This is a genomic window from Velazquezella soli (assembly GCF_977018685.1).
This window is the reverse complement of the sequence record NZ_CDRNXF010000004.1, coordinates 2,318,001-2,342,772: the sequence shown is the minus strand read 5'-3', so window position 1 is coordinate 2,342,772 and position 24,772 is coordinate 2,318,001. Positions and strand designations below refer to the sequence as shown.

Here is a 24,772-nt window from a genome sequence, read left to right as displayed (position 1 = left end):
GAGGTTGCTGTTCGTCTTGCGGAGGTTCAACCGGAAAAGGATAACTAGGCATGGCATTGCCCGATTTCTCTATGCGCCAGCTTCTCGAAGCAGGCACCCACTTCGGCCACCAGACACACCGCTGGAACCCGAAGATGAAGCCGTACATCTTCGGCGATCGTAACAACATCCACATCATCGATCTGGCTCAGACCGTTCCGATGCTGTCGCGCGCCCTTCAGGTCGTGTCCGACACCGTCGCTCGTGGCGGCCGCGTTCTGTTCGTTGGCACCAAGCGTCAGGCTTCCGAGCTGATCGCTGACTCCGCCAAGCGTTCGGCCCAGTACTATGTCAACTCCCGCTGGCTCGGCGGCATGATGACCAACTGGAAGACCATTTCGAACTCGATCGCCCGTCTCCGCAAGCTCGACGAGATCCTGAACTCGGAAGCTTCCGGCTACTCCAAGAAAGAGCGTCTGAACCTCGAGCGCGAACGCGAAAAGCTGGACAAGGCTCTTGGCGGTATCCGTGACATGGGCGGCGTTCCGGACCTGATGTTCATCATCGACACCAACAAGGAAAAGATCGCAATCGACGAAGCGAAGCGCCTGGGCATCCCGGTCGTCGCCATCATCGACTCGAACTGCGATCCGGACCTGATCGACTTCCCGATCCCCGGCAACGACGACGCTTCGCGCGCCATCGCTCTCTACTGCGACCTGATGGCACGCGCTGCCATCGACGGCATTGCCCGTCAGCAGGGCGCTTCGGGCCGTGACCTCGGCGCGATGATGGAGGCTCCTGAAGAGCCTGCTCTCGAAGCTGAAGGCGCAGCCGAAACGGAAGCTCAGGCTTAATTGTCTGAGTCTGGAGCGTTCTGAGACGCTCCGTCTTTTCGAATTCGACCAAGGCCAGAGATATTAATCCCTGGCCTTGGTCGTTTAAGACGATACGTCGCCGTCTACCGTCAGGTGGACGTGGAGACGGTCGCAACCGTGATGGCTTCATCACGATGTCATATTTCCGGGTACATTCGTCCCAATCTTTGGTATCGCCGACGGTTTTCCGGCGACACGCAACTTGAACCGACAAGAGGCACGAAAATGGCTGAAATCACCGCTGCACTGGTGAAGGAACTGCGCGAAAAGTCCGGCGCGGGCATGATGGATTGCAAGCGCGCGCTTGCCGAAAACAACGGCGACATCGAAGCTGCGATCGACTGGCTGCGCGCCAAGGGTATCGCCAAGGCTGACAAGAAGTCCGGCCGCACCGCAGCCGAAGGCCTGATCGGCGTCGCCTCCAACGGCACGTCCGCTGTCGTTGTCGAAGTGAACTCCGAAACCGACTTCGTAGCGCGCAACGATGCGTTCCAGACCATGGTTCGCGGCATTGCCGATGTTGCCCTGACCACCGACGGTACCGTCGACGGCGTCAGCGCAGCAATCTATCCGGCTACCGGCAAGACCGTCTCCGACACGATCAAGGATACGATTGCCACGATCGGCGAGAACATGAACCTGCGCCGCTCCGCGCTTCTGTCCGTCGAGGACGGCGTTGTTGCGACTTACATCCACAACGCAGCGGCTGACCGGCTCGGAAAGCTCGGCGTACTCGTTGCCCTGAAGTCGACCGGCAACAAGGAAGCGCTGAACGCCATCGGCCGCCAGGTTGCCATGCACATCGCAGCCACCAACCCGCTCGCCATCCGTTCGGAAGAAGTCGATGCCGCTGTCGCCGAGCGCGAGCGCAACGTCTTCATCGAACAGGCCCGCGAATCCGGCAAGCCGGAAGCCATCATCGAAAAGATGGTCGACGGCCGCATGCGCAAGTTCTTCGAGGAAGTTGCTCTTCTGTCGCAGGCTTTCGTCATCAACCCTGACCTCACCGTCGGTGACGCCGTCAAGGCTGCCGAAAAGGAAGTCGGCGCGCCGATCGAAGTCACCGGCATGGCACGTCTTCTCCTCGGTGAAGGCGTCGAAAAGGAAGAAAGCGATTTCGCAGCAGAAGTTGCAGCAGTCGCCAAGGGCTGATTGCTGCCTTCACGCGCATCGCAAGGCGCTGTAGTCGTTGAAAACCTGAAGGGCACCGGTGACAAGCCGGTGCCCTTCGTGTATCCGCATCCCGTTTGATCACTCCGTCCGTTTCGCTTTCAAGGAGCCACCATGTCGCAACCGATCTACAAGCGTGTTCTGCTCAAGGCCTCCGGTGAAGCACTGATGGGAAGTCAGGGCTTCGGCATTGACGTCGAGGTTGCCGACCGGATCGCATCCGATATCGCCGATGCCTGCGCCATGGGCGTCGAAGTCGGTGTCGTCGTCGGCGGCGGCAACATTTTTCGTGGCGTGGCCGTAGCCTCCAAGGGTGGCGACCGGGTGACCGGCGACCACATGGGCATGCTCGGCACCGTCATCAACGCACTGGCGCTCGCAACCTCGCTGCGCAAGCTCGACATCGAGACGGTCGTCCTGTCGGCTGTCGCCATGCCGGAGATCTGCGAAAGCTTCTCGCAGCGTCGCACGCTGCATCATATGGCGCAGGGCCGTGTGGTGATCTTTGCCGGCGGTACCGGCAACCCGTTCTTCACCACCGATTCTGCTGCGGCGCTGCGTGCTGCCGAGATCGGCGCAGAAGCGATATTCAAGGGCACGCAGGTCGACGGCATCTATTCCGCAGACCCGAAGAAGGACCCGACCGCGACCCGTTTCGAAAAGCTCACCCACAGTGAAGTGCTCGACAAGGGTCTTGCCGTCATGGACGTCGCAGCCGTTGCGCTGGCGCGTGAAAATTCCATTCCGATCGTCGTCTTCTCTATCCACGAGAAGGGCGGTTTCGCACAAATCTTGACCGGCGGCGGTCGCAAGACCATCGTATCCGACAACTGACACGCGGTTCGTTGCCAAGAACCGACCGCCAAGAACAATAGGGAGTTCCTGCTGATGAGTGGAGTAGATCTCAACGACATCAAGCGCCGTATGGACGGCGCGATCACGGCCTTCAAGAGCGACATCTCATCGCTGCGGACGGGCCGTGCTTCCGCAAACATCCTCGACCCTGTCACGGTCGAAGCCTATGGTTCGCGCGTGCCGCTCAACCAGGTTGCAAACGTGACGGTTCCCGAGCCGCGCATGCTGGGCGTCTCGATCTGGGACAAGTCAATGGTGGGTGCTGTCGATCGTGCAATCCGCGAATCGAATCTCGGCCTCAACCCGATCGTCGATGGCCAGAACCTGCGTATTCCTTTGCCGGAGCTCAACGAAGAGCGCCGCAAGTCGCTGGTGAAGCTTGCCCACGAATACGGCGAAAAAGCCAAGGTTGCGGCTCGCCATGTCCGTCGTGACGGTATGGACGGGCTCAAGAAGGCTGAGAAGGACGGTTCCATCGGGCAGGACGAAAGTCGCGCCCAGTCGGAAAAAGTGCAGAAGATGACGGATGACACGATTTCCGAAGTCGACCGCTTGCTTGCCGACAAGGAAAAGGAAATCATGCAGGTATAACCTGCTCCGCGACGCCGCAACGTTGCGGCTGCGAAAGGAACGGCATCGATTATGGCGACCCCCGAACTTGCGATCATCCCTCGGCATGTCGCCATCATCATGGATGGCAACGGACGGTGGGCCAACAAGCGTGGGCTTCCCCGTACCGTTGGTCACAGCAAAGGGATGGAAGCCGTTCGCGAAACGGTGAAGGCGGCAGGCGAGGCGGGTGTGGAGTATCTCACCCTTTTCGCCTTTTCGTCGGAGAACTGGAGCCGTCCGGAAGCCGAGGTGAACGACCTGATGGGGCTTCTGCGCCGCTTCATCCGTCGCGACCTCGCCGAACTGCATCATTCCAATGTTCGCATCCGCATCATCGGCGACCGCGTCAAGCTGCGCGGCGATCTTCTTCCTCTGCTTCTGGAGGCCGAGGAGACGACGCGCAACAACACCGCGCTGACACTTGTGATCGCGTTCAATTATGGCTCGCGTGACGAGATCGTCCGTGCGACGGTGAGCCTTGCAAAGGACGTGCGCGCAGGCCTTCTCGATCCGGAGGCGATCGATGCGGCGATGATTTGCGGGCGTCTGGACACCGCCGATATTCCAGACCCGGACCTGATCATCCGCACCAGCGGCGAGGAGAGGCTTTCGAACTTCCTGCTTTGGCAGGCAGCCTATTCCGAGTTCCTGTTCATTCCCGAATATTGGCCGGATTTCGACAAGCAGCTCTTCTTCCAGGCCCTCAAGGTCTACGCCTCTCGCGACCGCCGGTTCGGCGCCGTGTCGGCCACTCCCACCGCGGTCGTCGGCTGATGTCGGGAGAATTGAAGAATCGTCTTCTGTCGGCAATCGTGCTTGCCATCGTGGTCCTGGCCGCGACCTGGGCAGGTGGTCTCCCATTCCGGGCCGTCGCAGCCGTGATCGGCGTACTCGTCTATTACGAATGGTCCACGATCACTCGATTGAAGGACGTGGATTTCCAGGGCAACGCCTTCGGTTGGCTGATCGTCGTCCTTGTCGCTTTGAATGTTCTCGGCGGTGACGACCAGATGTCGATGCCGCTCCTTGGCGGCGGCGTGATAACAGCCATGCTGTTTGTCGTTCTGCGCAAGCGTAGCTGGTGGCTGCCATCAGGCATCCTCTACGCAGGCTTGAGTACGATCGCCATTGCCGCGATCCGGGGTGAAAACCAGATCGGCCTGATGGCGATGCTGTTTCTGTTCGCCGTCGTCTGGTCCACGGACATTCTCGCCTATTTCATCGGCCGCAAACTGAAGGGGCCGAAACTCGCGCCACGAATCTCGCCCGGCAAGACATGGTCCGGCGCGATCGGCGGTACTGTTTCCGCCGTTATCGCGGGATCTGCGCTGAGTGGTGTTGTGTTCTCGGACTTCTCGCTTTGGACGGCGTTCATGGCGCTCATCCTGTCTGTCGCGAGCCAGATCGGTGACCTGTTCGAATCCTTCATCAAGCGCCGATTCGGCGTGAAGGATTCCAGTCATCTCATCCCCGGCCACGGTGGTGTGATGGATCGCGTCGACGGTCTCGTTTTTGCCTGTTTCGCGGCGTTTCTTCTCACACTTGCGCACGCCGCCTGGACAAGCCATGTTGACGCAAGCGTCGCGGCCTATCTTTTCGGCCTCTGATAAATGTCGGTCCTTGCGACCGCTGGAAACCGGAAACTGAAATGGCCATCCTGACCTTCGTTACGGGTTACATCATCCCCTTCATCCTCGTCCTGTCGCTGCTCGTCTTCGTGCACGAAATGGGCCACTACCTTGTCGGCCGCTGGTGCGGCATCCGCTCGACTGCGTTTTCCGTCGGCTTCGGACCGGAACTGATCGGGTTTACGGACAAACGCGGCACACGCTGGAAGATCTCTGCGATTCCGCTTGGTGGGTATGTGAAATTCTTCGGCGACGACGATGTCGCGAGCATGCCCGATGCCAAAAGCGTCTCACATATGACCGAGGCGGACAAGGCGCACACGCTGGCCGGAGCCAAGCTGTGGAAACGCGCGGCGACCGTGGCTGCCGGACCGATTGCCAATTTCATTCTGGCGATCGCAATCTTCGCCGTCCTGTTCAGCGTTTACGGAAAGGTCATCGCCGATCCCGTGGTCGCCGAAGTGAGGCCTGACAGCGCCGCGGCAGAAGCCGGTGTGCAGACGGGGGACCGTCTGGTCGCGCTCGATGGCAGTCGCATCAAGACGTTCGACGACGTCCGCCGCTATGTCAGCGTGCGTCCGGAAACCCCGATCACCGTCACCGTTGAACGCAACGGGCAGGACATCGACCTGCCTATGGTGCCAAAGCGCAGTGAGATCACCGACCAGTTCGGCAACAAGGTCGAGCTCGGCCTGATCGGCATCGTCACCAACGAACAGCTGGGTAATTTCAGGACCGAAACCTTCTCGCCCCTCGAGGCAGTGGCGGAAGGCGTCAAGGAAACCGGAAATATCGTCACCGGCACATTCCGCTACATCGGCAACCTCGTGACCGGTCGCATGAAGGCTGATCAGCTGGGCGGTCCTGTCCGGGTCGCACAGGCATCTGGCCAGATGGCGAGCCTCGGCTTTGCCGCCGTTGTGCAGCTGGCAGCCGTACTGTCAGTTTCCATTGGATTGTTGAACCTGATGCCGGTTCCTGTTCTGGACGGCGGGCATCTGGTATTTTATGCAATCGAGGCCATCAGAGGCAAGCCGCTGGGGTCTGGTGCTCAGGAGATCGCATTCCGGATCGGACTGGCCATGGTGCTTAGCCTGATGGTGTTTGCGACATTCAACGACATCAGTAATCTCATCGGTTAACCCCGTGAGATCGTTGAAATAACCCTTTATTTACCATGTTTGCATGTGGTGCGTGGCGATATGGCCACGCATCGAAAGGAAGTAAATAGAAATTAACGCGATATCTTGCTTGTAGGGCAAAAGCAGGTAAAACGACACACGTGGCCGGAGTCGGGTTCACCCGCCAAGGGACAACGGGAAAAGGTAAGAAGTGAAAATGAAGGCTGGTTCAAAGTTCTTGAACGCAGTGTCGGCGGTTGCGCTGTCTGCTAGTGTTGTTGCGTCGGGCGCCGGTGTGCTGGTGCTTGCCTCTGCTCCCGCTGCCGAGGCAGCTACCATTCGTAGCGTACAGGTCCGCGGCGCTCAGCGCGCCGGCGAAGAAGCTGTCCGTTCGAACCTTACAATCCGTCCCGGCGTTGCATTCGCCGCGAGCGACATCGACGAGTCTGTGAAGCGTCTCTATGCGACCGGATTTTTCTCCGATGTCCGCATCAGCGTTTCCGGTAGCGCGCTTGTCGTTACCGTCAGCGAAAACAAGCTGATCAACCAGGTCGTCTTCAACGGCAACCGCAAGATCAAGGACGACAAGCTCGCTGGCGCCGTTCAGACGCAGCCACTTGGCCCTTACAACCAGTCCATGATCAACGCCGACATCGAGCGCATCCGCGAATCGTATCGCGCGATTGGTCGTAGCGACGTTGAAGTCACGACGCAGACCGCCGATGTCGGCCAGGGCCGCGTCAACCTTGCCTTCGTCATCAACGAAGGTGACCGCACCAAGATTGCCAACATCACCTTTGTTGGAAACCAGGCCTATGGCGACGGTCGTCTGAAGTCGACGATCATCACCAAAGAATCCGGTCCTCTGTCTTTCCTGACCCGCAAGGATGTCTACAGCGAAGACAAGCTGCGCGCCGACGAAGACACGCTCCGCCAGTTCTACTACAATCACGGCTATCCGGATTTCCGGGTCGTGTCGTCGCAGGCGGTTCTTGATGAGTCGACTAACCAGTACAACATCACCTTCACGGTTGAGGAAGGTGCTCGCTACCAGTACGGCAACATTGCCGTTGAATCGACGGTAGAAGGCATCTCCGGTCAGGACCTGGAGGGTCTCGTCGAGACCAATTCCGGCAGCACCTACGATGCCCGTGAAATCCAGAAGACGATGGATGCGATTTCGAAGCGCGTCTCGTCTGCCGGCTATCCGTTTGCGCGTGTCACGCCACGCGGCGATCGCAACTTTGAAAACCACACGATCGGCGTCTCCTACATGGTCGACCAGGGCGAGCGCGCCTATGTCGAGCGTATCGAGGTTCGCGGCAACACCCGCACCCGCGACTATGTTATTCGCCGCGAGTTCGACTTCTCCGAAGGCGATGCGTTCAATCAGGGGATGATTGCCCGCGCCAAGAAGCGTCTTGAGGCGCTTGGCTACTTCACCACCGTCAACGTGACGACGCAGCAGGGCAGCTCTGCCGACCGTGTCGTCGTGATCGTGGACGTCGAAGATCAGCCAACCGGTTCGTTCGGTATCGGTGCAGGTTACGCTGCTGGCGGTGACGGCTTCCTTCTCGAAGCATCCATCGAAGAAAAGAACTTCCTCGGTCGTGGCCAGTACATCCGCGTTGCGGCAGGTGCCGGTACGGACGACGCGCGCAGCTACAGCATCTCGTTCACCGAGCCTTACTTCCTCGGTTACCGTCTTGCTGCAGGCTTCGACATCTTCAAGAGCACGACCTCTTCGAACGATTACTACGACTATAGCGAACAGGGCATCACCCTGCGCGTAACGGCGCCGATCACTGAAGAGCTGGCGACGACGTTCCGCTACACCTACAAGACGATCAAGTACGAAGAAGACGGTGCTTTTGGTGGTGACGGCCTGCCGTTTACGCTTGATGACAAGGTGTCGCAGACCTACGCGAACCTGATCGACGAAGGCAAGTATACGCAGTCGTCAGTGTCGCAGTCGCTTGTCTACAACTCGCTGGACAGCCAGACGCTTCCACGTGAAGGTCTGTTTGCATCCTTCACGCATGAATATGCCGGCCTCGGTGGCGACTCCGACTTCTACAAGGTCACAGCCCGCGCCCGTTACTTCCACCTTCTTTCGACCGAAGCCGATCTGGTTGGTTCGATTGCCGTCGGTGGTGGTCATGTGTTCAAGACCGGTGATGATCTGAACGTCTTCGATCAGTTCACGATCGGCGGTCGTCAGATCCGTGGCTTCAAGAACGACGGTATCGGTCCGCGCACGGACGACCACGGCGATGCTCTCGGTGGCACAAGCTACTTCAATGCCTCGGCTGAAATGACGATGCCGATGCCGCTCATCCCGGAAGATGTCGGTTTCCGTGCCGCTGTCTTTGCTGACGCCGGTTCGCTGTTCGGCAATGAAACCAAGACTTTCGGTGACAAGGTCAACGGCACCGACATGTCGATCCGCGCCTCGGTCGGCGTTGGTGTCATGTGGGCTTCGCCTTTCGGCAACCTGCGCGTCGATTACGCCGAGCCGGTCGTCAAGGAAGACTTCGACGAGAAGCAGCAGTTCCGCTTCAGCATGGCGAACCAGTTCTGATCGTCTCCGGCCGCGAAAGCGGCCGGAAACCTGTTCTGGAGCTCAGGGTTCATGGACCATAACGAATTTTTCCCGCCTCATGATGGCGTGAGCCTGCGCGAGCTGGCCGCCCATCTTGGGGTTGAACTGCTTGACGAGCGTGCCGGTGACGAACTGGTACGGTCTGTCTCGCCCGTCGCGCGTGCGCGCAAAGGCGATATCTGCTACATCCTCTCCAGGAAAAGCAGCGCCGATCTCGAGACCTGCGAAGCGTCGGCAATCCTTTGCGATCCGGGCCTGAAATCCATCATTCCAGATCACATTCCGGTGCTTGCGACGAAGAAGCCGCATACGGCTTTCGCAGAGGCCGGCGCGCTTCTGCATCCCATAGCGCTTCGTCCATCACCGGTAACATCGCAGTCCGGCATTTCTCCGGCGGCCTTTGTCGATCCGACGGCGAGGCTCGAGGCTGGTGTCGAGATCGAGCCCATGGCGGTGATCGGTGCGCGTGTCGAAATCGGCAGCGGCACACGGATTGCTGCCGGCGCCGTGATCGGTGCTGACGTGAAGATCGGCCGCGACTGCACGATTGCCTCGGGCGCCAGCGTGCTGTCGGCACTGATCGGCAACAACGTCATCATCCACAATGGCGCCCGGATCGGTCAGGACGGCTTCGGCTATGCGCCCGGCCCGAAAGGCATGCTCAAGATCGTGCAGGTCGGTCGCGTCATCATCCAGGATCATGTCGAGGTTGGCGCCAATACGACGATCGACCGCGGCACGATGGATGACACTGTGATCGGCGAGGGCACCAAGATCGACAATCAGGTTCAGGTTGGCCATAACGTCCGCATCGGTCGCCATTGCGGTATCGTGTCGGGCGTCGGCATTGCCGGATCGACCCGTATCGGCAATGGCGTGATGATCGGTGGTGCGAGCGGCGTTAACGGTCACATCTCGATCGGTGATGGCGTGCAGATCGCTGCAATGAGCGGCGTGGTCGCCGATATCCCGGCCGGGCAGACCTATGGCGGAATTCCGGCGCGGCCGATAAAAGACTTTTTGAGAGACATGGCGGAGATCATGTCGCGTTCCGATGACCGGGCGAAACGCCGAGGAGATAAGAAAAATGACGGATGAGACCAAGCCGGAGCTCGGCGCGGCCGACATTCAGGAAATCATGCGCCTTCTGCCGCATCGCTACCCGTTTCTCCTGGTCGACAAGATCATCGAGATCGATGGCGACAGCTCGGCCGTTGGCATCAAGAACGTGACGGCAAACGAGCCGCATTTCACCGGTCATTTTCCCGAGCAGCCGATTATGCCGGGCGTTCTTCTCGTCGAGGGTATGGCACAGACTGCCGGCGCGATCTGTGCGCGCAAGCAGGGTGGGGCCGGCAATCTCGTCTACTTCATGACGATCGACAACGCGCGTTTCCGCAAGCCGGTCGTGCCGGGTGACCGCGTGGAATTTCATGTCGTGAAGCAGAAGCAGCGTGGCAACATCTGGAAGTTCCATTGTGACGCCAAGGTCGATGGTCAGCTGGTTGCGGAAGCCGATATCGGCGCCATGATGCGCAAGGAAAGCGAATGAGCATGATCTCGGCCAGCGCGCGCATCCACCCTTCGGCCGTGGTCGAGGATGGCGCCGTGATTGGCGAGAACGTCGTCGTTGGACCGTTCTCCCATGTCGGCCCGCGCGTGGTGCTGAAGGACAATGTCGAGCTCATTTCGCATGCGGTCGTCAGTGGCAATACCGAGATCGGCAAGGGATGTCGGATCTTCCCGATGGCGGTCATCGGTGGTGTGTCGCAGAGCCTTCACGAAGCTGGTGAGGATTCGAGCCTGACCATTGGCGACAACTGCACGATGCGCGAAGGCGTGACGATGAACACCGGTACGACGGGCGGTGGTGGCAAGACGGTCGTTGGTGACAATTGCCTCTTCCTTGCAAATTCGCACGTCGCGCATGATTGCCAGCTCGGCAGCCATATCATCATGTCCAACAACGTGATGCTGGCTGGTCACGTGCAGGTCGCCGATCGTGCGATCCTGGGCGGTGGCTGCGCCGTTCACCAGTTTACCCGCATCGGTCGGCAAGCCTTCATCGGTGGACTTTCCGCCGTCAACTACGACGTCATTCCGTTCGGCATGCTGAACGGCAATCCCGGTCTTCTGGGTGGCCTGAACGTCGTCGGCATGACCCGCGCCGGCATTGATCGCGCAACGATCCATATCGTTCGTCGCGCATTCAAGAAGATCTTCGAAGGCGAGGCAAATGTTCGCGCCAATGCCGCAGCGATCCGCGACGAGTTTGCCGATTGCCCGGAGGCCATGGAAATCATCGATTTCATCACAGCCGATAGTGACCGCGCGATCTCATCGCCTTTCCGCAGGAAGGGCTGATGGTCGCGGCCGGCGCCCCTGGCCAAGCGCGAGAGGGCCGGCTGGCGATTATCGCCGGTAAAGGCTTTTTGCCAGCCTACCTGGCGGATGCCGCACGTGTTGCAGGCGAAGATCCGTTCATCATCCAGCTGAAGGATGAGGCGGATCATCGCTTTGACGGGTTCGACCATGTGTCGCTCGGCGTCGGCGATCTTTCAGGGATCGAGAAGAGTTTTCGCGAAAGAGGCATCCGTCGCGTCGTGATGTCGGGCGGCGTCGCAAGGCGCCCCGAATGGCGCGACATCCATCCAACCTTCAAGACCCTGATCAAATTGCCCTCCGTCGTGCGCACACTGCTATCAGCCGGCGATGACGCAGTGCTGCAGATGGTTATCAAGTTGATCGAGGCCATGGGTTGCGAAGTTCTGGGTGCCCACGACATCGCGCCGGGCCTGCTGGCGAAGGTCGGTCCGCTTGGCCAAGTGTCTCCAGGCGGTGACGATCTGCGTGACATCGAACGCGGTGTCGAGGCTGCGAGCGCACTCGGCAATCTCGATATTGGCCAGGGCGCTGTCAGCGTCGGCGGCCGCGTTGTGGCACTCGAAGGTGTCGAGGGAACCGACCGGATGATGCAGCGCGTTGCCGAACTGCGCGCCGAGGGGCGTATCTCCACGCGCCGCAAGGGCGTGCTCGTCAAGCTCTGCAAGCTCCACCAGGATATGCGCGCGGACCTGCCCACCATCGGGCCATCCACCGTCGAACATGCCGTCGCGGCCGGGCTGGCGGGCATTGCCGTGGAAGCGGGCAGGGCGCTGGTGCTGGAAGAAGCAAAGCTGATCAAAGCTGCTGATGCCCACGGCATTTTCGTCTGCGGCATCGATCAGGCCCTTCCGTCGAGAGGATTGTGATGAACCAAGGTTTGAAGGTTGCGATCATCGCCGGCGAAGTGTCGGGCGATCTCTTAGGGGCAGACCTCATCGCAGCACTGAAGGCGTCCTACGGCGGTCCCGTCGAACTGATCGGGGTGGGCGGTGATGCACTGTCGGCCCAAGGCCTTCAGTCGCTGTTCGATTTCTCCGAATTGTCGATCATGGGCATCACCCAGGTGCTCGCGCGTCTTCCCAACCTGATCCGTCGCATCAACCAGACGGCGGCTGCGATCGTCGCCGCAAAGCCCGATGTGCTTGTCATCGTCGATAGCCCTGACTTTACCCACCGAGTGGCAAGAAAGGTGAGGGCGGCACTGCCGGATCTGCCGATCGTTGATTATGTCTGCCCGAGCGTCTGGGCCTGGAAGGAATATCGTGCCAAGGCGATGCTCTCCTATGTCGACCTCGTTCTTGCCGTCCTTCCGTTCGAGCCGGAAGCGATGCGGAGGCTGGAGGGTCCGAAGACAGTGTTCGTCGGTCACCGGCTGACCAATGATGCGGATCTCCTGAGGGTCCGTGCTGCTCGCGCCGAGAGGCCGGTCAAGACCTCCGCCGACAAGAAGACGATCCTCTTGCTTCCGGGCTCCCGGTCAGCCGAAATCAAGGCACTCCTACCCGTGTTCGGCGAGGCTGCGCGCGAGTTTGCGGATCGCAATGGTGAGACCCGGTTCCTGCTTCCGACGGTACCGCGCCGGGAAGAACTGGTGCGTAAGATGGCCGCAGATCTGCCGGTTCATGTCGAGATTACCGCGGATACAGCCGGAAAATGGGCTGCCTTCGCAGAGGCGGACGTGGCGCTGGCGGCTTCAGGGACGGTTATCCTGGAACTGGGGCTTGCGACGGTTCCTGTTGTCTCGGCTTACAAAACGGACTGGCTGATCAAGCTTCTGGCCGGCCGCATCAAGATCTGGACCGGCGCACTTCCGAACCTGATCGCCGACTACCCGGTCGTTCCCGAATATGTCAACGAGGTCGTGCGACCCGGAAGCCTCAGCCGCTGGGCGGAACGTCTGTCCGCCGACACGCCGGAGCGCCGTGCGATGCTCGACGGTTTCGCACTTGCCTGGCAGAGACTGGACGTCCCTGTTCCGCCTGGAGAGGCCGCAGCAGGTGCGGTACTTGAACTGTTGGACAACAAAAAACCCGTTCATCGCTGAACGGGTTTTTCTTTTCGCAAAGCCTAATTCAGCGCCTAGCGCTTCGAAACGGGCGTGTAGTCACGCTGCGCTTCGCCGGTATAGAGCTGGCGCGGACGACCGATACGCTGCTGCGGATCTTCGATCATTTCGGCCCACTGGGCGATCCAGCCGACGGTACGCGCAAGCGCGAACAGAACGGTGAACATCGTCGTGGGGAAGCCCATCGCCTTCAAGGTGATGCCCGAATAGAAGTCGATGTTCGGGTACAGCTTCTTCTCGATGAAGTAGGGGTCCGTCAGAGCAATCTTCTCGAGTTCCATGGCGACCTGCAGAAGCGGATCGTCCTTGTGACCGAGTTCCGCCAGCACTTCATGCGTGGTCTTCTGCATGATCTTGGCGCGCGGATCGTAGTTCTTGTAGACGCGGTGACCAAAGCCCATCAGACGGAACGGATCGTTCTTGTCCTTGGCACGGGCGATGTATTCCGGAATCTTGTCGACAGTCCCGATCTCGGTCAGCATGTTGAGCGCTGCTTCGTTGGCGCCGCCATGAGCGGGGCCCCAGAGGCAGGCAATGCCGGCAGCGATACAGGCGAACGGGTTTGCACCCGAGGAACCTGCGAGGCGAACCGTGGAGGTCGACGCGTTCTGTTCGTGATCCGCGTGCAGGATGAAGATGCGATCCATGGCGCGCGACAGGACCGGGTTGACCTTGTATTCTTCGCACGGCACGGCAAAGCACATGCGCAGGAAGTTGGAGGCGTAATCCAGGTCGTTCTGCGGATACACGAAGGGCTGGCCGATATGGTACTTGTACGCCATGGCGGCGAGCGTCGGCATCTTGGCGATCATGCGCAGCGACGCAACCATCCGCTGGTGCGGATCGGTGATGTCGGTGGAATCGTGATAGAAGGCCGAGAGAGCGCCCACGCAACCGCACATGACGGCCATAGGATGCGCATCGCGGCGGAAGCCGGTGAAGAAGCGGCTCATCTGCTCGTGAACCATGGTGTGCATGGTTACGCGATGATCGAAGTCCTTCTTCTGGGCAGCCGTCGGCAGTTCTCCGTAGAGAAGCAGATAGCAGGTTTCCAGAAAGTCACCCTGTTCAGCAAGCTGCTCGATCGGGTAGCCGCGGTGCAGGAGAACACCCTTGTCGCCGTCGATATAGGTGATCTTGGATTCACAGGATGCAGTCGACGTGAAGCCGGGGTCGTAGGTGAAGGCACCGGTTTGCTTGTACAGGGCTGCGATATCGATAACATCCGGCCCAATGGTGCCCGATCGCACCGAGAGGTCGACTGTCTTATCACCAAGTACGAGATTTGCGCTTTGTTCCGTCATTCTGATCCTCCAACCTGTTGGCGGCATGGCGCCCAGAAAGCGCCATAAGAGTTAAGCGTCGCAAGTTAGCTATATGATCCTAAAGGTGATGCCAAGCGCTCCTGCGACATTTTGTGCAGCGCGAAAATAATTTAGGCAGGCCACGTTTAAAAGATGCCCAACCTCATGGTGTAAGAGGCCGTAACGTGAAGGAAAACCGCAGCTTGGCGAATGTGTTGACGAGGAGAATATAAACGCGCAGGTTGCGTTTATCAATCACCGTCTCTGCAGCGGAGCCGGCGGGATAAACCATCATGGCGAATGGCGGAGCGATTTTTGAGGCAGCCAGCAGCAAGCCGGTGATGCTTGCTTCGACACCCCACGCAATCGCACTCTGGATGCCCGAATCGGCATCGCAGACAATGCCCGCGGAAGTCCGGAATGATGGTCGAAACGACCATCATTCCGAGGATGTTTTCAGGGTATACGTGGTCAGAGACCGGCCCGTTTCCAAATGGCTGTGCACGTCGTTGAGCGAGGAGGTTTCCCACGGTCATGGGTTCCTCTTCCTGCCTGTCTTGCTGGGTGCCGGCGCTGCGATCTGGTTCGCACTTCCTTGGACGCCATCGCCATTCATTCTCGCAACCATGCTTGCGATCTCGATGGTGACCGCAGGGCTGACACGGTATCGCGCGCATCCGCTGTCTCGTGCCAACCTTGTACTCTGCATGCTTCTCTCCGGTTCTGCGCTGGCAGCGCTCGAAACCTGGCGGTGTTCGACGGTCGTGCTCGATTCGCCCGTCACGACGACCATCAGCGGGATTGTCGAACGACGCGAAGCGGATGCACAGCGCCGCTGGCGCTATATCGTGAGGATCGAGCAGACATCTGAGCCCACGCTCGCTCGTCCCCCGCAGCGGGTGTCGCTTCTTGCCAGAAGCCAACACGAACCTGCAGACATCGGAGAGCGCGTTTCCGGCCGTGCCCGTCTGTCGCCACCCTCTGGCCCGGCGCTTCCCGGATTGAACGATTTCGCCTTCTCCTCCTACTTCGATCAAATCGGGGCCGTTGGCTTCTTTTACGGCGCGCCTAGCGTACAACCGGCGATCGATGACCAACCCGGGTTATGGTCGGACATGCAGCGAGGGCTTTTTGCGCTTCGCAGCGCAATCGGCAATCGCATCCGCGATACGGTCAAGGGGGATGCGGGCGCTTTTGCTGCCGCAATCGTGACCGACGAGCGCCGTGCAATTTCCCGTGAGACGACCGAGGCGCTTCGTCTGTCCGGGCTGGCCCATATCGTCGCGATCTCAGGCCTGAACATGGCGCTGGCAGCCGGTATCTTCTTCGTCGGCGTCCGCTCCGTCCTGTCGCTGTTTCCAGGCTTTGCGCAGGCCTATCCGATCAAGAAGTTTGCCGCGTTCGGTGCGCTTGTCATGGCGACCGCCTATTACCTGATTTCCGGGTTCGGGGTTTCCGCCGAGCGGGCCTATATCATGATGGCGGTGATGCTGGTCGCCGTGCTCGTCGATCGACCCTCCATCAGCCTTCGCAACGTCGCCCTTTCGGCAATCATTATCCTCGCCATCTCGCCGTCGGAGATTTTGGGTCCGAGTTTCCAGATGTCGTTTGCGGCAACCGCGGCACTGGTGGCAGGGTTCGCCCTCTGGACGCGATATTTCGCGAAAGGTAAGGAGGATACAAAAGGTAGCAACCGGTGGATAACGGGTGTCGCGGCGACGTTCCATTTCATTGCCGGGATCGTGGTGACGTCGCTGATCGGCAGTACTTCGACGTCGATCTATTCGATCGAGCATTTCCACCATCTGACCACCTACGGCGTCGCGGCCAATCTCGCGGCCATGCCGATCATTTCCTTCGTGGTGATGCCGGCAGGGCTTGTTGGCATGTTGCTGATGCCGTTCGGGCTGGATGCTCCCTTTCTGTTCATCATGGGCGAGGGGTTGCGGATCGTCATTCGCATTGCCGAGATCGTCGCCGCATGGGGCGGCGATATTGCCATCGGCCGGCAGAACCCGCTTTTCCTGCCGCTGGCGACGGCAGGCTTTCTGCTTCTGACGCTGCTGCGCACGCAGATGAGGCTGAAAGGCGCGCTGTTCATGGCGGTGGCTTTGGTCTTTGCGGTCCGCTCAGGCTCGGCGCCGAGGCCTGATATCGTCATATCCGAAGACGGCGCATCGGTCGGCGTGATCAAGGACGACAAGATCACCCTCAATCGAACCCGACCGCCGGGATTTATCTTCGATCAATGGCGGCGAGCGCTGGTGCTTGAGACCGGAGAACAACCGCTCGCCTTGCCGGTTCTTGCCTCTTCGGAACCAGCGGGAGGTGCCAGCCTTGCGAAAAGCGATGACAAACGCCCTAGACCACATTCGCGACCGGATTTGACGGGCCGGGAAATCGAATATGTCAGGGGCTTTCTTCAAGCATTCACGCCCGGACGATTTGCCTGTCTGCCGAAAATCCTGTGCGCGGTGCAGACTGCTCAGGACATCCGGATCGTCACTGTCGAAGACAACCGATACACCGGTCTTGCCTGCGATTTCGGTCGGATCATCGTCTCGCCCGGCGCACGCTTCGATACTTGCCGCTCCGGCGCCTTGCTTCTCAGCGGGCGGACGTTGCGCCGGACTGGCGCACTGGAAATCACCATTATTCCGAACGCGACAGCGCCAGACATCAAGATTACGGCGGCGATGCGAGACAGCGCACAGACCTCAAGCCGTCCGTGGAGCGTCCACCGGTTCTATGACTGGCAAACGCGACAATTCGACTTTGGCATCCCGGAGGCTGTTGCTGCGCATCTCCGGGATGACAGCGTTCTCAATGATAGCGGCGAATAAGGCCGACAAGCTTGCCCTGGACCTTCACCCGGTCGGGCGGGAAGATGCGGGTCTCGTAAGCGGGGTTTGCCGCTTCCAGTGCGATCGAGGCACCCTTGCGGCGAAACCGCTTCAGGGTCGCTTCTTCCTCATCGACCAGGGCAACGATGATATCGCCTGGACTTGCGGTGCTGGTATTCTTGATGATGACGGTATCGCCATCGAGGATGCCAGCATCGATCATCGAATCGCCCTTCACTTCGAGCGCGTAATGATCGCCGGAACCCAGCATCTCGATCGGAACGGCGATGTCATGGGTGTTGTTCTGGATCGCGGAGATCGGCACGCCGGCAGCGATTCGACCCATGACCGGGATGTTTGTCGAGAACGGATTGTCCGCCATGACCGGCGCCGGCTTCTGAGCGACGACCGGTTGCGTTTTGCCAAGGCTTCCCTCGATGACACTGGGAGAAAAACCCCGTCGCGGATGAAGGTTCGCCACATAGGCGTCAGGCAGCTTGATCACTTCGAGCGCGCGTGCTCTGTTCGGCAGACGGCGAATAAAGCCACGCTCCTCGAGCGCGGTGATCAGCCTATGGATGCCGGACTTCGATGCAAGGTCGAGAGCGTCCTTCATTTCGTCAAACGACGGCGGCACGCCTGATTCTTTCATCCGCTCGTGGATGAACAGAAGTAACTCCTGTTGCTTGCGTGTCAGCATGGATGGGACCCTCAGAATTGGAAACAAATGCAGAACGGACGCTATATGTTCTATCTGTGTTCCGCAAGCCCCAAATTTTTGCTCAAGAATAGTCTCATTTCAGCGTTCGATCACGTATTCAGTTCGTGCGCAGCACTTGCCGAGTTTCCCGCGATAGCCAATGTTCTGCGGAATAAGACTTTGGGGGTGTAAGTGGGTAACAAGTCAGTCGATCATTTGGTTCTGCCCGTTGCAGATCTGGCGTCAGCGCGGGGGAGGTTGACCGCTCTCGGCTTTACTGTGGCACCTGAAGGTGTTCACCCTTTCGGCACAGCCAATGCCTGCATATTCTTCGCGGATGGCTCGTATCTCGAGCCGCTGGCCATTGTGAACCGTCGGCAAGCCTCGCTTGCGGCAAAACGAGGCAACGTGTTCACCGATCGCGACATCCGCTTCCGCGGCCAGCGGAAAAGGGAAGGTCTATCGGCGGTGGTCGTCGGGACGCAGGATGCAGCGGCCGATCATATCCGTTTTGTGGACGGGCACATGTCTGCGGGCGAGATGCTTCAATTCTCCCGCCCGATGCAGTTGCCCGATGGTGGGGAGAGCGAAGTCTCATTCCGTCTGGCGTTCGCGGCAGTCCCCGAGGTCGATGACATCTTGCTGTTTTCCTGCCAGCGAATGGCCGCATTACCGGCAGATCGCGGTGGTCTTGATGAGCACGCAAACGCCGTTACAGGCCTTCGAGAGATCGTATTTTCTGCAGATGACCCGCTGGAGTTTCTGCCGCTTTTCGAAACCGTGTTCGAGACGCAACCCGAGCAAGGGAAAGACGGTCTGTGGATCGCAGCTGCCAATGCCGGCATCCGCATTCAATCCAACGACACGTTCAGCGACGAGTTCCGGTCTTCGATGAAGCCCTTGTTATCGTCGCGCCTCGCTGCGCGCGGGATCATCTTCAAGACCACCGATCTCGCCGTGACAGAGATCACCCTTGCTGCTAATGACGTCGCATTCATCCGCAGGGATGGCCGCGTGATCGTGTCGGCAGCCCCGGGGCAAGGTGTGGTTTTCGGTTTCGAGGAATAGTGAAATGACAGTCTCCGCCAATTCTGAAGTGTCCGTGGGCGAGGGGAGTTCGAAAGTCGTTTTCTCAAACACGGCAAAGCTCTCGCTGATTGCCGGTCCCTGCCAGATGGAAAGCCGTGATCATGCTTTCATGATCGCCGGCACGCTTGTCGAACTCTGCAAGAAACTCGGCATCGGCCTCGTCTACAAATCCTCCTTCGACAAGGCCAACCGCACGTCGATCTCCGGCAAGCGCGGCATCGGCTTGGACAACGCGATGGCGATCTTTGCCGATCTGAAGACGGAATTCGGCTTTCCCGTTCTGACCGACATTCACACTGAAGAGCAATGCGCTCTCGTGGCGGATACGATCGATATCCTGCAGATCCCCGCCTTCCTGTCGCGCCAGACGGACTTGCTCGTCGCGGCCGCAAAGACGGGTTGCGCGATCAACGTGAAGAAGGGCCAGTTCCTGGCACCCTGGGACATGAAGAACGTCCAGGCGAAGTTCCTCGAAAGCGGCAATCCCAATGTGATGCTGTGCGAGCGCGGTGCCTCGTTCGGCTACAACACGCTTGTCTCCGACATGCGCTCGCTGCCGATCATGGCGGCTCTCGGAAGCCCCGTTATTTTTGACGCAACCCATTCCGTGCAGCAGCCCGGCGGCCAGGGCGGTTCTTCCGGCGGCCAGCGCGAATTTGTCGAAACGCTGGCGCGGGCAGCCGTCGCCGTCGGCGTTGCTGGCGTCTTTATCGAAACCCACGAAGACCCTGACAACGCACCGTCCGACGGTCCGAACATGGTCCACCTGAAGGACATGCCGCGCCTTCTGGAAAAGCTGCTGGCCTTCGACGCCATCGCAAAAGGCTGACGGCGTCGAAAAACCGCCGAATTGACTGGATTGTAATCCGCGTGTCATCGACGATCGCACAATGTCGATGACACGCCTGTTCGCTGAGCCTGCGAATTCAGGCTCGCACATTAACCGAGGAGAGACCCTTGACCGCCATTACCGACATCATCGCTCGCGAAATTCTGGACAGCCGTGGCAATCCGACCGTCGAGGTGGATGTTTATCTGGAAGACGGCTCGATGGGCCGCGCCGCCGTTCCGTCCGGTGCCTCCACGGGTGCGCATGAAGCCGTCGAACTTCGCGATGGTGGCAAGCGCTATGGTGGCAAGGGCGTCGAAAAGGCTGTCGAAGCCGTCAACACCGAGATCTTCGACGCGATCGGCGGCTTCGATGCCGAAAGCCAGATCCACATCGACAAGACCCTGATCGCGCTCGACGGCACCCCGAACAAGTCGCGCCTGGGTGCAAACGCCATTCTCGGCGTCTCGCTTGCCGTTGCCAAGGCCGCAGCCGAATCGTCCGGCCTGCCGCTCTATCGCTATATCGGCGGCGCCTCCGCCCATCTTCTTCCGGTCCCGATGATGAACATCATCAACGGCGGCGCTCACGCAGACAACCCGATCGATTTCCAGGAATTCATGATCATGCCTGTCGGCGCCGAGACGCTGAAGGATGCCGTGCGCATGGGCGCGGAAATCTTCCACGTCCTCAAGAAGGAACTGGCAGCGCAGGGTCACAACACCAATGTCGGCGACGAAGGCGGTTTCGCACCGGGCCTGAAGAGCGCTCCGGAAGCGCTCGATTTCATCATGAAGTCGGTCGAAAAGGCTGGCTACCGGCCGGGCGACGACGTTCACCTGGCGCTTGATTGCGCAGCCACCGAGTTCTTCAAGAACGGCAAGTATGAGCTGGAAGGCGAAGGCCGTTCGCTCGAGCCGGAAGCAATGGCCGATTACCTGGCAGAACTTGCCGGCAAGTACCCGATCATCTCGATCGAAGACGGCATGTCGGAAGACGACTGGACCGGCTGGAAGTATCTGACTGACAAGATTGGCTCCAAGGTGCAACTGGTCGGCGACGATCTGTTCGTGACCAACTCGGCCCGTCTGCGCGATGGTATCCGCCAGGGCACAGCCAACTCGATCCTCGTCAAGGTCAACCAGATCGGATCGCTCACCGAGACGCTCGATGCTGTCGAAACAGCGCATAAGGCGAGCTACACGGCCGTCATGTCCCACCGTTCGGGTGAGACGGAAGACTCGACGATTGCGGATCTCGCCGTCGCCACCAACTGCGGACAGATCAAGACCGGTTCGCTGTCGCGCTCTGATCGTCTGGCCAAGTACAACCAGCTGATCCGTATCGAGGAAATGCTTGGGCCGCAGGCCGCCTACGCGGGCCGCTCGATCCTCAAGGCCTGATCATTCCGGTCGACTGAGGCAGACTATCCGAGAGCCCGCGCCATCTGCGCGGGCTTTTGCGTTTTACAATTCGTGATCGCACCGTACCAAAAACCGATAGGTCAGCATTGTTGACCTGTCGAAACTTATGTAAACCAAAGCCAAGAATATTGAAATAAAAGGAAACGCCCGTGCTTGATTGGGACCATATTTTCGCGACACGCTCCAGCCGCATGAAAGCGTCCGAAATCCGCGAACTGCTGAAGCTTCTGGAGCAGCCGGATATCATTTCCTTCGCCGGCGGCATTCCGGATCCGGCATTGTTTCCGGCCGAGGAATTCCAGAAGGCCTATGCGGATATCTTCTCCGGCGCTCAGGTGAACTCGGCGCTGCAGTATTCGGTCAGCGAAGGCTACAAGCCGCTGCGTGACTGGATCGTTGCCGATGTCGCCAAGATCGGCATCGACTGTACCGCCGACAACGTCTTCATCACGTCAGGATCCCAGCAGGCGCTCGATTATCTCGGCAAGCTGTTCCTGTCGCCCAACGATACGGCGCTCGTCACATGGCCGACCTATCTCGGTGCGCTCTCGGCATTCAATGCCTATGAGCCGACCTACGATCAGCTCTCGGTCAACGGCAACCGCACGCCGGAAGCCTATCGCGAGACGGCGTCGAAAGCCGGTGGCTCCGTGAAGTTTGCCTATCTGTCCGCCGACTTCTCCAATCCGACCGGCGAGACGATTGATCTTGCAGGCCGTGAAAGGCTTCTGGCACTCGCCGACGAACTCGACATTGCGATTCTCGAAGATGCCGCATACCAGAACCTGCGCTTCGACGGCGAACCGGTTTCGCCGATCCTTGCGCTCGACATCGCCCGCAGCGGCGGTATCGAAAAGACCCGCACGATCTACAGCGGCAGCTTTTCCAAGACGCTGGCACCTGGCCTGCGCGTCGGCTTCGTCATCGGAGCGATGCCGGTCATCCGCAAACTGGTGTTGTTGAAACAGGCGGCCGATCTGCATTCGTCGACGATCAACCAGATCGCCGTCGAGCATGTCGCTTCGCGCGGTTTCGATGAACAGGTTGCCAAGATCAAGCGGGTCTATAGCGGTCGCCGCGATTCCATGCTGGCGGCACTCGCGAAATACATGCCGAAGGGAACGACATGGACAAAGCCCGAAGGCGGTATGTTCGTGTGGCTGACGCTGCCGGAGGGCATGGACGGTGCCGAGCTTCTGGCGAAGTCGCTGGCAACCGAAAAGGTCGCCTTCGTGCCCGGCAAGGCGTTCTACGCCGACGGCAGCAACGCCAACACGCTGCGCATCAGCTTCTCCTGCGCCAACGACGAGATGATCGACGAGGGTATCAAGCGGCTCGGAAGACTGATCGGCAATGCCGAGACCCGCGAGCACGAAGCGCTCCCGATCATCTGAATATCGGTGTACTGAGAAAGGCGAACCAGCGATGGCTCGCCTTTCTCACATACTGTTGGCGACCTGTTCACCTGCAGGTGACGCTCGGCTTGGGGCGCCGCCTATCGTGCCGACGCGGCCTTCTCCGAGGCGCCCAGCACGTCCGACCGTAAACGACGCCAATCAAATCACCAGGCGGTGACGTTGATCAGGGGTTGCGCCACGGGACGCCGTCGGGCAGTTTTGCGCCCGGTATATGAGGAGGAGTTTGCATTGGCGCGTCCCTATAGCATCTATGACGTTTTCACCGACGCTAAGCTTTCCGGCAACCCGCTTGCGGTCATCTTCGATGCAGACGGTCTCGACGATGGCGCAATGCAGGCCATTGCCAAGGAGATGAACCTCTCGGAGACGGTGTTCGTCCAGACGTCGACAAACACTACCCATTCAGCAAAGCTGCGAATCTTCACACCGGGCCGGGAGCTCCCGTTCGCGGGACATCCGACGGTCGGGACGGCCATCGCCCTTGCCGAGCGCACCCACGGGCGCGACAGCGATCTCGATCTGGTCTGTGTCCTTGAAGAGGCGGTCGGTCCGGTTCGGTGCGCCGTGCGTCTGCGCCAGGGGGAGGTGGGGTTCGCCGAGTTCGATCTGCCAAAGAAGTCGCAGCGGATCGACCTCGCCCTGAACCGTCAGGGCATCGCGGACGCGCTCGGCGTCGAGCTGACGGATATCGGGTTCGAAAACCACGTCGCGTCGATCTGGAGCGCCGGTGTGCCCTTCCTGATGATCCCGCTGCACAATCTCGCAACTGTCCAGGACATGGAATTCGATGCGCCGCTTTGGGAGAAGGTCGCTCCCTTCGTCGAGGGTGCGCTCGCTTCGGCCTATGTCTATTGCCGCGGCGGCGTTCATCATCAGGCGAAATTTCATGCCCGAATGTTCTCGCCGGATATGGGCATCGCTGAAGACCCAGCCACGGGTGGGGCGGTAGCGGCATTGTCCGGCGCGATCCATCATTTCGACGGCCTGCCGGATGGGCATCACCCCCTTCTTATCGAGCAAGGCGTCGAGATGGGACGTCCGTCCTTTATCCATCTCCATATCGATGTGCAGGAAGGGGCCATTGCAAAAGCCCGGATCGGCGGACAAGCGATCCGACTTGCCGAAGGCGTTATCGAAATCTAGGCGATATTTTTCAACCCGTTGATTTTGTTACCATAAGTCCGGATATCCTCGCAAAGGCAGTTCGCTCGCGCAAAAAAGAAGCTGCTGATCCAACAAATTTCGCGGGAGGTGCTGGACAAGCCCAAACTTCCTCTTTATACGGCCCTCACACCGGCGGAAACGACGCTTCGCCAAACCGGTTACGGGTGATTAGCTCAGTTGGTAGAGCAGCTGACTCTTAATCAGCGGGTCGTAGGTTCGAGCCCTACATCACCCACCAAATCAATCCTTTACATCGAAATGTTCAAATGCCGGTTTCACCGGCAGATGGCGTTTCCGTTACCGTCGACGACGCAGTTTCGCTGCGTCGCGCCGACGCTTCCGGGGCGTGGTGAGGGCCGTTCCTCGATGACACCGGGTCTGCGTCCACCCATATGTCCCGAGACGCCATCGCCTCGTGGCGTTACCTCGAAATTCTCGTTTCCATAGGTGCCGTAATATCCGCCCGTCCCATCCGGCTGGATTTCGGTATTGCGAAATTGCTGTGCTTCAGCGGGTAAGGCGGCGAGCGTGAGCGCCAAGGCAGCGATCAGGGTTCTCATCGGAATCTCCTTCCGTATGATAGTCTATCACAATCTGAATAGTGCAATCTGGGGCTTCCTGCCGAGCAAATGTCGGCTTTTTTGTACCACCTTGCATTTGTCTCGGGCGAGGTTGCAATTCGTTCGGAACCCTCTGCGCGCGCATG

22 protein-coding genes and 1 tRNA gene are annotated in these 24,772 nt (G+C 59.5%); 20 read left to right on the top strand and 3 right to left on the bottom strand.

Translation table 11 applies throughout. The features are described 5' to 3' along the window. Positions 1–50: 50 nt before the first annotated feature. The 13 genes from rpsB to lpxB all read left to right on the top strand — a co-directional run bounded on the left by rpsB (position 51) and on the right by lpxB (position 13,274). Positions 51–836, top strand: coding sequence for a 30S ribosomal protein S2 (gene rpsB / locus AC0JZ8_RS14805; protein WP_062457320.1), 786 nt, complete (start codon positions 51–53; stop codon positions 834–836). Between the two features lie 246 nt (positions 837–1,082). Then, complete coding sequence (tsf, locus tag AC0JZ8_RS14800; protein ID WP_062580415.1) at positions 1,083–2,009, top strand: translation elongation factor Ts; 927 nt, start codon at positions 1,083–1,085, stop codon at positions 2,007–2,009. A gap of 132 nt (positions 2,010–2,141) precedes the next feature. Continuing rightward, positions 2,142–2,861 (top strand): UMP kinase, encoded by a 720-nt coding sequence (gene pyrH / locus AC0JZ8_RS14795; protein WP_471892824.1) that lies wholly within the window; start codon positions 2,142–2,144, stop codon positions 2,859–2,861. Positions 2,862–2,915: 54 nt separating this feature from the next. Beyond that, positions 2,916–3,473 carry a ribosome recycling factor gene (gene frr, locus AC0JZ8_RS14790; RefSeq protein ID WP_062457309.1) on the top strand — a complete coding sequence of 186 codons (558 nt, stop codon included), beginning with the start codon at positions 2,916–2,918 and terminating at the stop codon, positions 3,471–3,473. Between the two features lie 51 nt (positions 3,474–3,524). Next, a complete protein-coding gene (locus AC0JZ8_RS14785; RefSeq protein ID WP_062457306.1) occupies positions 3,525–4,268 on the top strand; it encodes an isoprenyl transferase in 744 nt (247 codons plus the stop codon). After that, positions 4,268–5,101, top strand: coding sequence for a phosphatidate cytidylyltransferase (locus AC0JZ8_RS14780; protein WP_471892823.1), 834 nt, complete (start codon positions 4,268–4,270; stop codon positions 5,099–5,101). Before AC0JZ8_RS14785 ends, AC0JZ8_RS14780 begins: the two co-directional genes overlap by 1 nt. A 41-nt stretch (positions 5,102–5,142) precedes the next feature. Further along, positions 5,143–6,264, top strand: a complete 1,122-nt coding sequence (rseP, locus tag AC0JZ8_RS14775) for an RIP metalloprotease RseP (RefSeq protein ID WP_062457300.1) — start codon at positions 5,143–5,145, stop codon at positions 6,262–6,264. Between the two features lie 196 nt (positions 6,265–6,460). Further along, on the top strand, positions 6,461–8,824 hold the full coding sequence (gene bamA / locus AC0JZ8_RS14770) for an outer membrane protein assembly factor BamA (RefSeq protein ID WP_062580420.1): 2,364 nt from the start codon (positions 6,461–6,463) through the stop codon (positions 8,822–8,824). Positions 8,825–8,875: 51 nt separating this feature from the next. Next, on the top strand, positions 8,876–9,943 hold the full coding sequence (gene lpxD / locus AC0JZ8_RS14765; RefSeq protein ID WP_471892822.1) for a UDP-3-O-(3-hydroxymyristoyl)glucosamine N-acyltransferase: 1,068 nt from the start codon (positions 8,876–8,878) through the stop codon (positions 9,941–9,943). After that, the gene (fabZ, locus tag AC0JZ8_RS14760; RefSeq protein WP_062457291.1) at positions 9,933–10,397 is read left to right on the top strand and encodes a 3-hydroxyacyl-ACP dehydratase FabZ; all 465 of its coding nucleotides are present in this window, start codon (positions 9,933–9,935) and stop codon (positions 10,395–10,397) included. Before lpxD ends, fabZ begins: the two co-directional genes overlap by 11 nt. Then, a complete protein-coding gene (gene lpxA / locus AC0JZ8_RS14755) occupies positions 10,394–11,209 on the top strand; it encodes an acyl-ACP--UDP-N-acetylglucosamine O-acyltransferase (protein ID WP_113110933.1) in 816 nt (271 codons plus the stop codon). The genes fabZ and lpxA overlap by 4 nt, the downstream gene beginning before the upstream one ends. After that, a complete protein-coding gene (locus AC0JZ8_RS14750; protein WP_209900738.1) occupies positions 11,209–12,096 on the top strand; it encodes an LpxI family protein in 888 nt (295 codons plus the stop codon). The genes lpxA and AC0JZ8_RS14750 overlap by 1 nt, the downstream gene beginning before the upstream one ends. Then, positions 12,096–13,274: a lipid-A-disaccharide synthase gene (lpxB, locus tag AC0JZ8_RS14745; protein ID WP_471892821.1), complete on the top strand. Its 1,179-nt coding sequence runs from the start codon at positions 12,096–12,098 to the stop codon at positions 13,272–13,274. Before AC0JZ8_RS14750 ends, lpxB begins: the two co-directional genes overlap by 1 nt. Before the next feature lie 35 nt (positions 13,275–13,309). On the opposite strand, the gene gltA is transcribed toward lpxB, so the two are convergent. Next, positions 13,310–14,599, bottom strand: a complete 1,290-nt coding sequence (gene gltA, locus AC0JZ8_RS14740; protein ID WP_062457278.1) for a citrate synthase — start codon at positions 14,597–14,599, stop codon at positions 13,310–13,312. A 293-nt stretch (positions 14,600–14,892) separates the two neighbouring features. Here gltA and AC0JZ8_RS14735 point away from each other — a divergent pair, with 293 nt between their 5' ends. Beyond that, positions 14,893–17,442: a ComEC/Rec2 family competence protein gene (locus tag AC0JZ8_RS14735; RefSeq protein WP_471892820.1), complete on the top strand. Its 2,550-nt coding sequence runs from the start codon at positions 14,893–14,895 to the stop codon at positions 17,440–17,442. Here the strand turns inward: AC0JZ8_RS14735 and lexA are convergent. Then, positions 17,423–18,142, bottom strand: a complete 720-nt coding sequence (gene lexA, locus AC0JZ8_RS14730) for a transcriptional repressor LexA (protein ID WP_062457274.1) — start codon at positions 18,140–18,142, stop codon at positions 17,423–17,425. The two genes, AC0JZ8_RS14735 and lexA, sit on opposite strands and share 20 nt — an antisense overlap. A 192-nt stretch (positions 18,143–18,334) precedes the next feature. Between lexA and AC0JZ8_RS14725 the strand changes: the two genes are divergently transcribed. The 6 genes from AC0JZ8_RS14725 (at position 18,335) to AC0JZ8_RS14700 (ending at position 24,304) form a co-directional block, all read left to right on the top strand. Continuing rightward, a complete protein-coding gene (locus AC0JZ8_RS14725) occupies positions 18,335–19,210 on the top strand; it encodes a VOC family protein (RefSeq protein ID WP_471892819.1) in 876 nt (291 codons plus the stop codon). 4 nt (positions 19,211–19,214) lie between these two features. Next, complete coding sequence (gene kdsA / locus AC0JZ8_RS14720; protein ID WP_471892818.1) at positions 19,215–20,060, top strand: 3-deoxy-8-phosphooctulonate synthase; 846 nt, start codon at positions 19,215–19,217, stop codon at positions 20,058–20,060. A gap of 128 nt (positions 20,061–20,188) precedes the next feature. After that, the gene (gene eno, locus AC0JZ8_RS14715) at positions 20,189–21,463 is read left to right on the top strand and encodes a phosphopyruvate hydratase (protein WP_113110927.1); all 1,275 of its coding nucleotides are present in this window, start codon (positions 20,189–20,191) and stop codon (positions 21,461–21,463) included. Between the two features lie 170 nt (positions 21,464–21,633). Further along, a complete protein-coding gene (locus tag AC0JZ8_RS14710) occupies positions 21,634–22,878 on the top strand; it encodes an aminotransferase-like domain-containing protein (RefSeq protein ID WP_471892817.1) in 1,245 nt (414 codons plus the stop codon). Between the two features lie 252 nt (positions 22,879–23,130). Beyond that, positions 23,131–24,045, top strand: a complete 915-nt coding sequence (locus AC0JZ8_RS14705) for a PhzF family phenazine biosynthesis protein (RefSeq protein ID WP_471892816.1) — start codon at positions 23,131–23,133, stop codon at positions 24,043–24,045. Between the two features lie 183 nt (positions 24,046–24,228). After that, positions 24,229–24,304: transfer RNA gene (locus AC0JZ8_RS14700), tRNA-Lys, on the top strand. 37 nt (positions 24,305–24,341) lie between these two features. Here the strand turns inward: AC0JZ8_RS14700 and AC0JZ8_RS14695 are convergent. Continuing rightward, on the bottom strand, positions 24,342–24,626 hold the full coding sequence (locus tag AC0JZ8_RS14695; protein WP_471892815.1) for a hypothetical protein: 285 nt from the start codon (positions 24,624–24,626) through the stop codon (positions 24,342–24,344). Between the last annotated feature and the right edge of the window lie 146 nt (positions 24,627–24,772).

Coding starts and splice junctions, on each gene's coding strand:
- AC0JZ8_RS14780 (WP_471892823.1), top strand. CDS start 4,268: ATGTCGGGAGAATTGAAGAATCGTCTTCTGTCGGCAATCGTGCTTGCC.
- bamA (WP_062580420.1), top strand. CDS start 6,461: ATGAAGGCTGGTTCAAAGTTCTTGAACGCAGTGTCGGCGGTTGCGCTG.
- AC0JZ8_RS14735 (WP_471892820.1), top strand. CDS start 14,893: ATGGCGAATGGCGGAGCGATTTTTGAGGCAGCCAGCAGCAAGCCGGTG.
- lpxD (WP_471892822.1), top strand. CDS start 8,876: ATGGACCATAACGAATTTTTCCCGCCTCATGATGGCGTGAGCCTGCGC.
- lexA (WP_062457274.1), bottom strand. CDS start 18,142: ATGCTGACACGCAAGCAACAGGAGTTACTTCTGTTCATCCACGAGCGG.
- pyrH (WP_471892824.1), top strand. CDS start 2,142: ATGTCGCAACCGATCTACAAGCGTGTTCTGCTCAAGGCCTCCGGTGAA.
- tsf (WP_062580415.1), top strand. CDS start 1,083: ATGGCTGAAATCACCGCTGCACTGGTGAAGGAACTGCGCGAAAAGTCC.
- gltA (WP_062457278.1), bottom strand. CDS start 14,599: ATGACGGAACAAAGCGCAAATCTCGTACTTGGTGATAAGACAGTCGAC.
- AC0JZ8_RS14785 (WP_062457306.1), top strand. CDS start 3,525: ATGGCGACCCCCGAACTTGCGATCATCCCTCGGCATGTCGCCATCATC.
- lpxA (WP_113110933.1), top strand. CDS start 10,394: ATGAGCATGATCTCGGCCAGCGCGCGCATCCACCCTTCGGCCGTGGTC.
- AC0JZ8_RS14750 (WP_209900738.1), top strand. CDS start 11,209: ATGGTCGCGGCCGGCGCCCCTGGCCAAGCGCGAGAGGGCCGGCTGGCG.
- kdsA (WP_471892818.1), top strand. CDS start 19,215: ATGACAGTCTCCGCCAATTCTGAAGTGTCCGTGGGCGAGGGGAGTTCG.
- lpxB (WP_471892821.1), top strand. CDS start 12,096: ATGAACCAAGGTTTGAAGGTTGCGATCATCGCCGGCGAAGTGTCGGGC.
- rpsB (WP_062457320.1), top strand. CDS start 51: ATGGCATTGCCCGATTTCTCTATGCGCCAGCTTCTCGAAGCAGGCACC.
- frr (WP_062457309.1), top strand. CDS start 2,916: ATGAGTGGAGTAGATCTCAACGACATCAAGCGCCGTATGGACGGCGCG.
- AC0JZ8_RS14695 (WP_471892815.1), bottom strand. CDS start 24,626: ATGAGAACCCTGATCGCTGCCTTGGCGCTCACGCTCGCCGCCTTACCC.
- fabZ (WP_062457291.1), top strand. CDS start 9,933: ATGACGGATGAGACCAAGCCGGAGCTCGGCGCGGCCGACATTCAGGAA.
- rseP (WP_062457300.1), top strand. CDS start 5,143: ATGGCCATCCTGACCTTCGTTACGGGTTACATCATCCCCTTCATCCTC.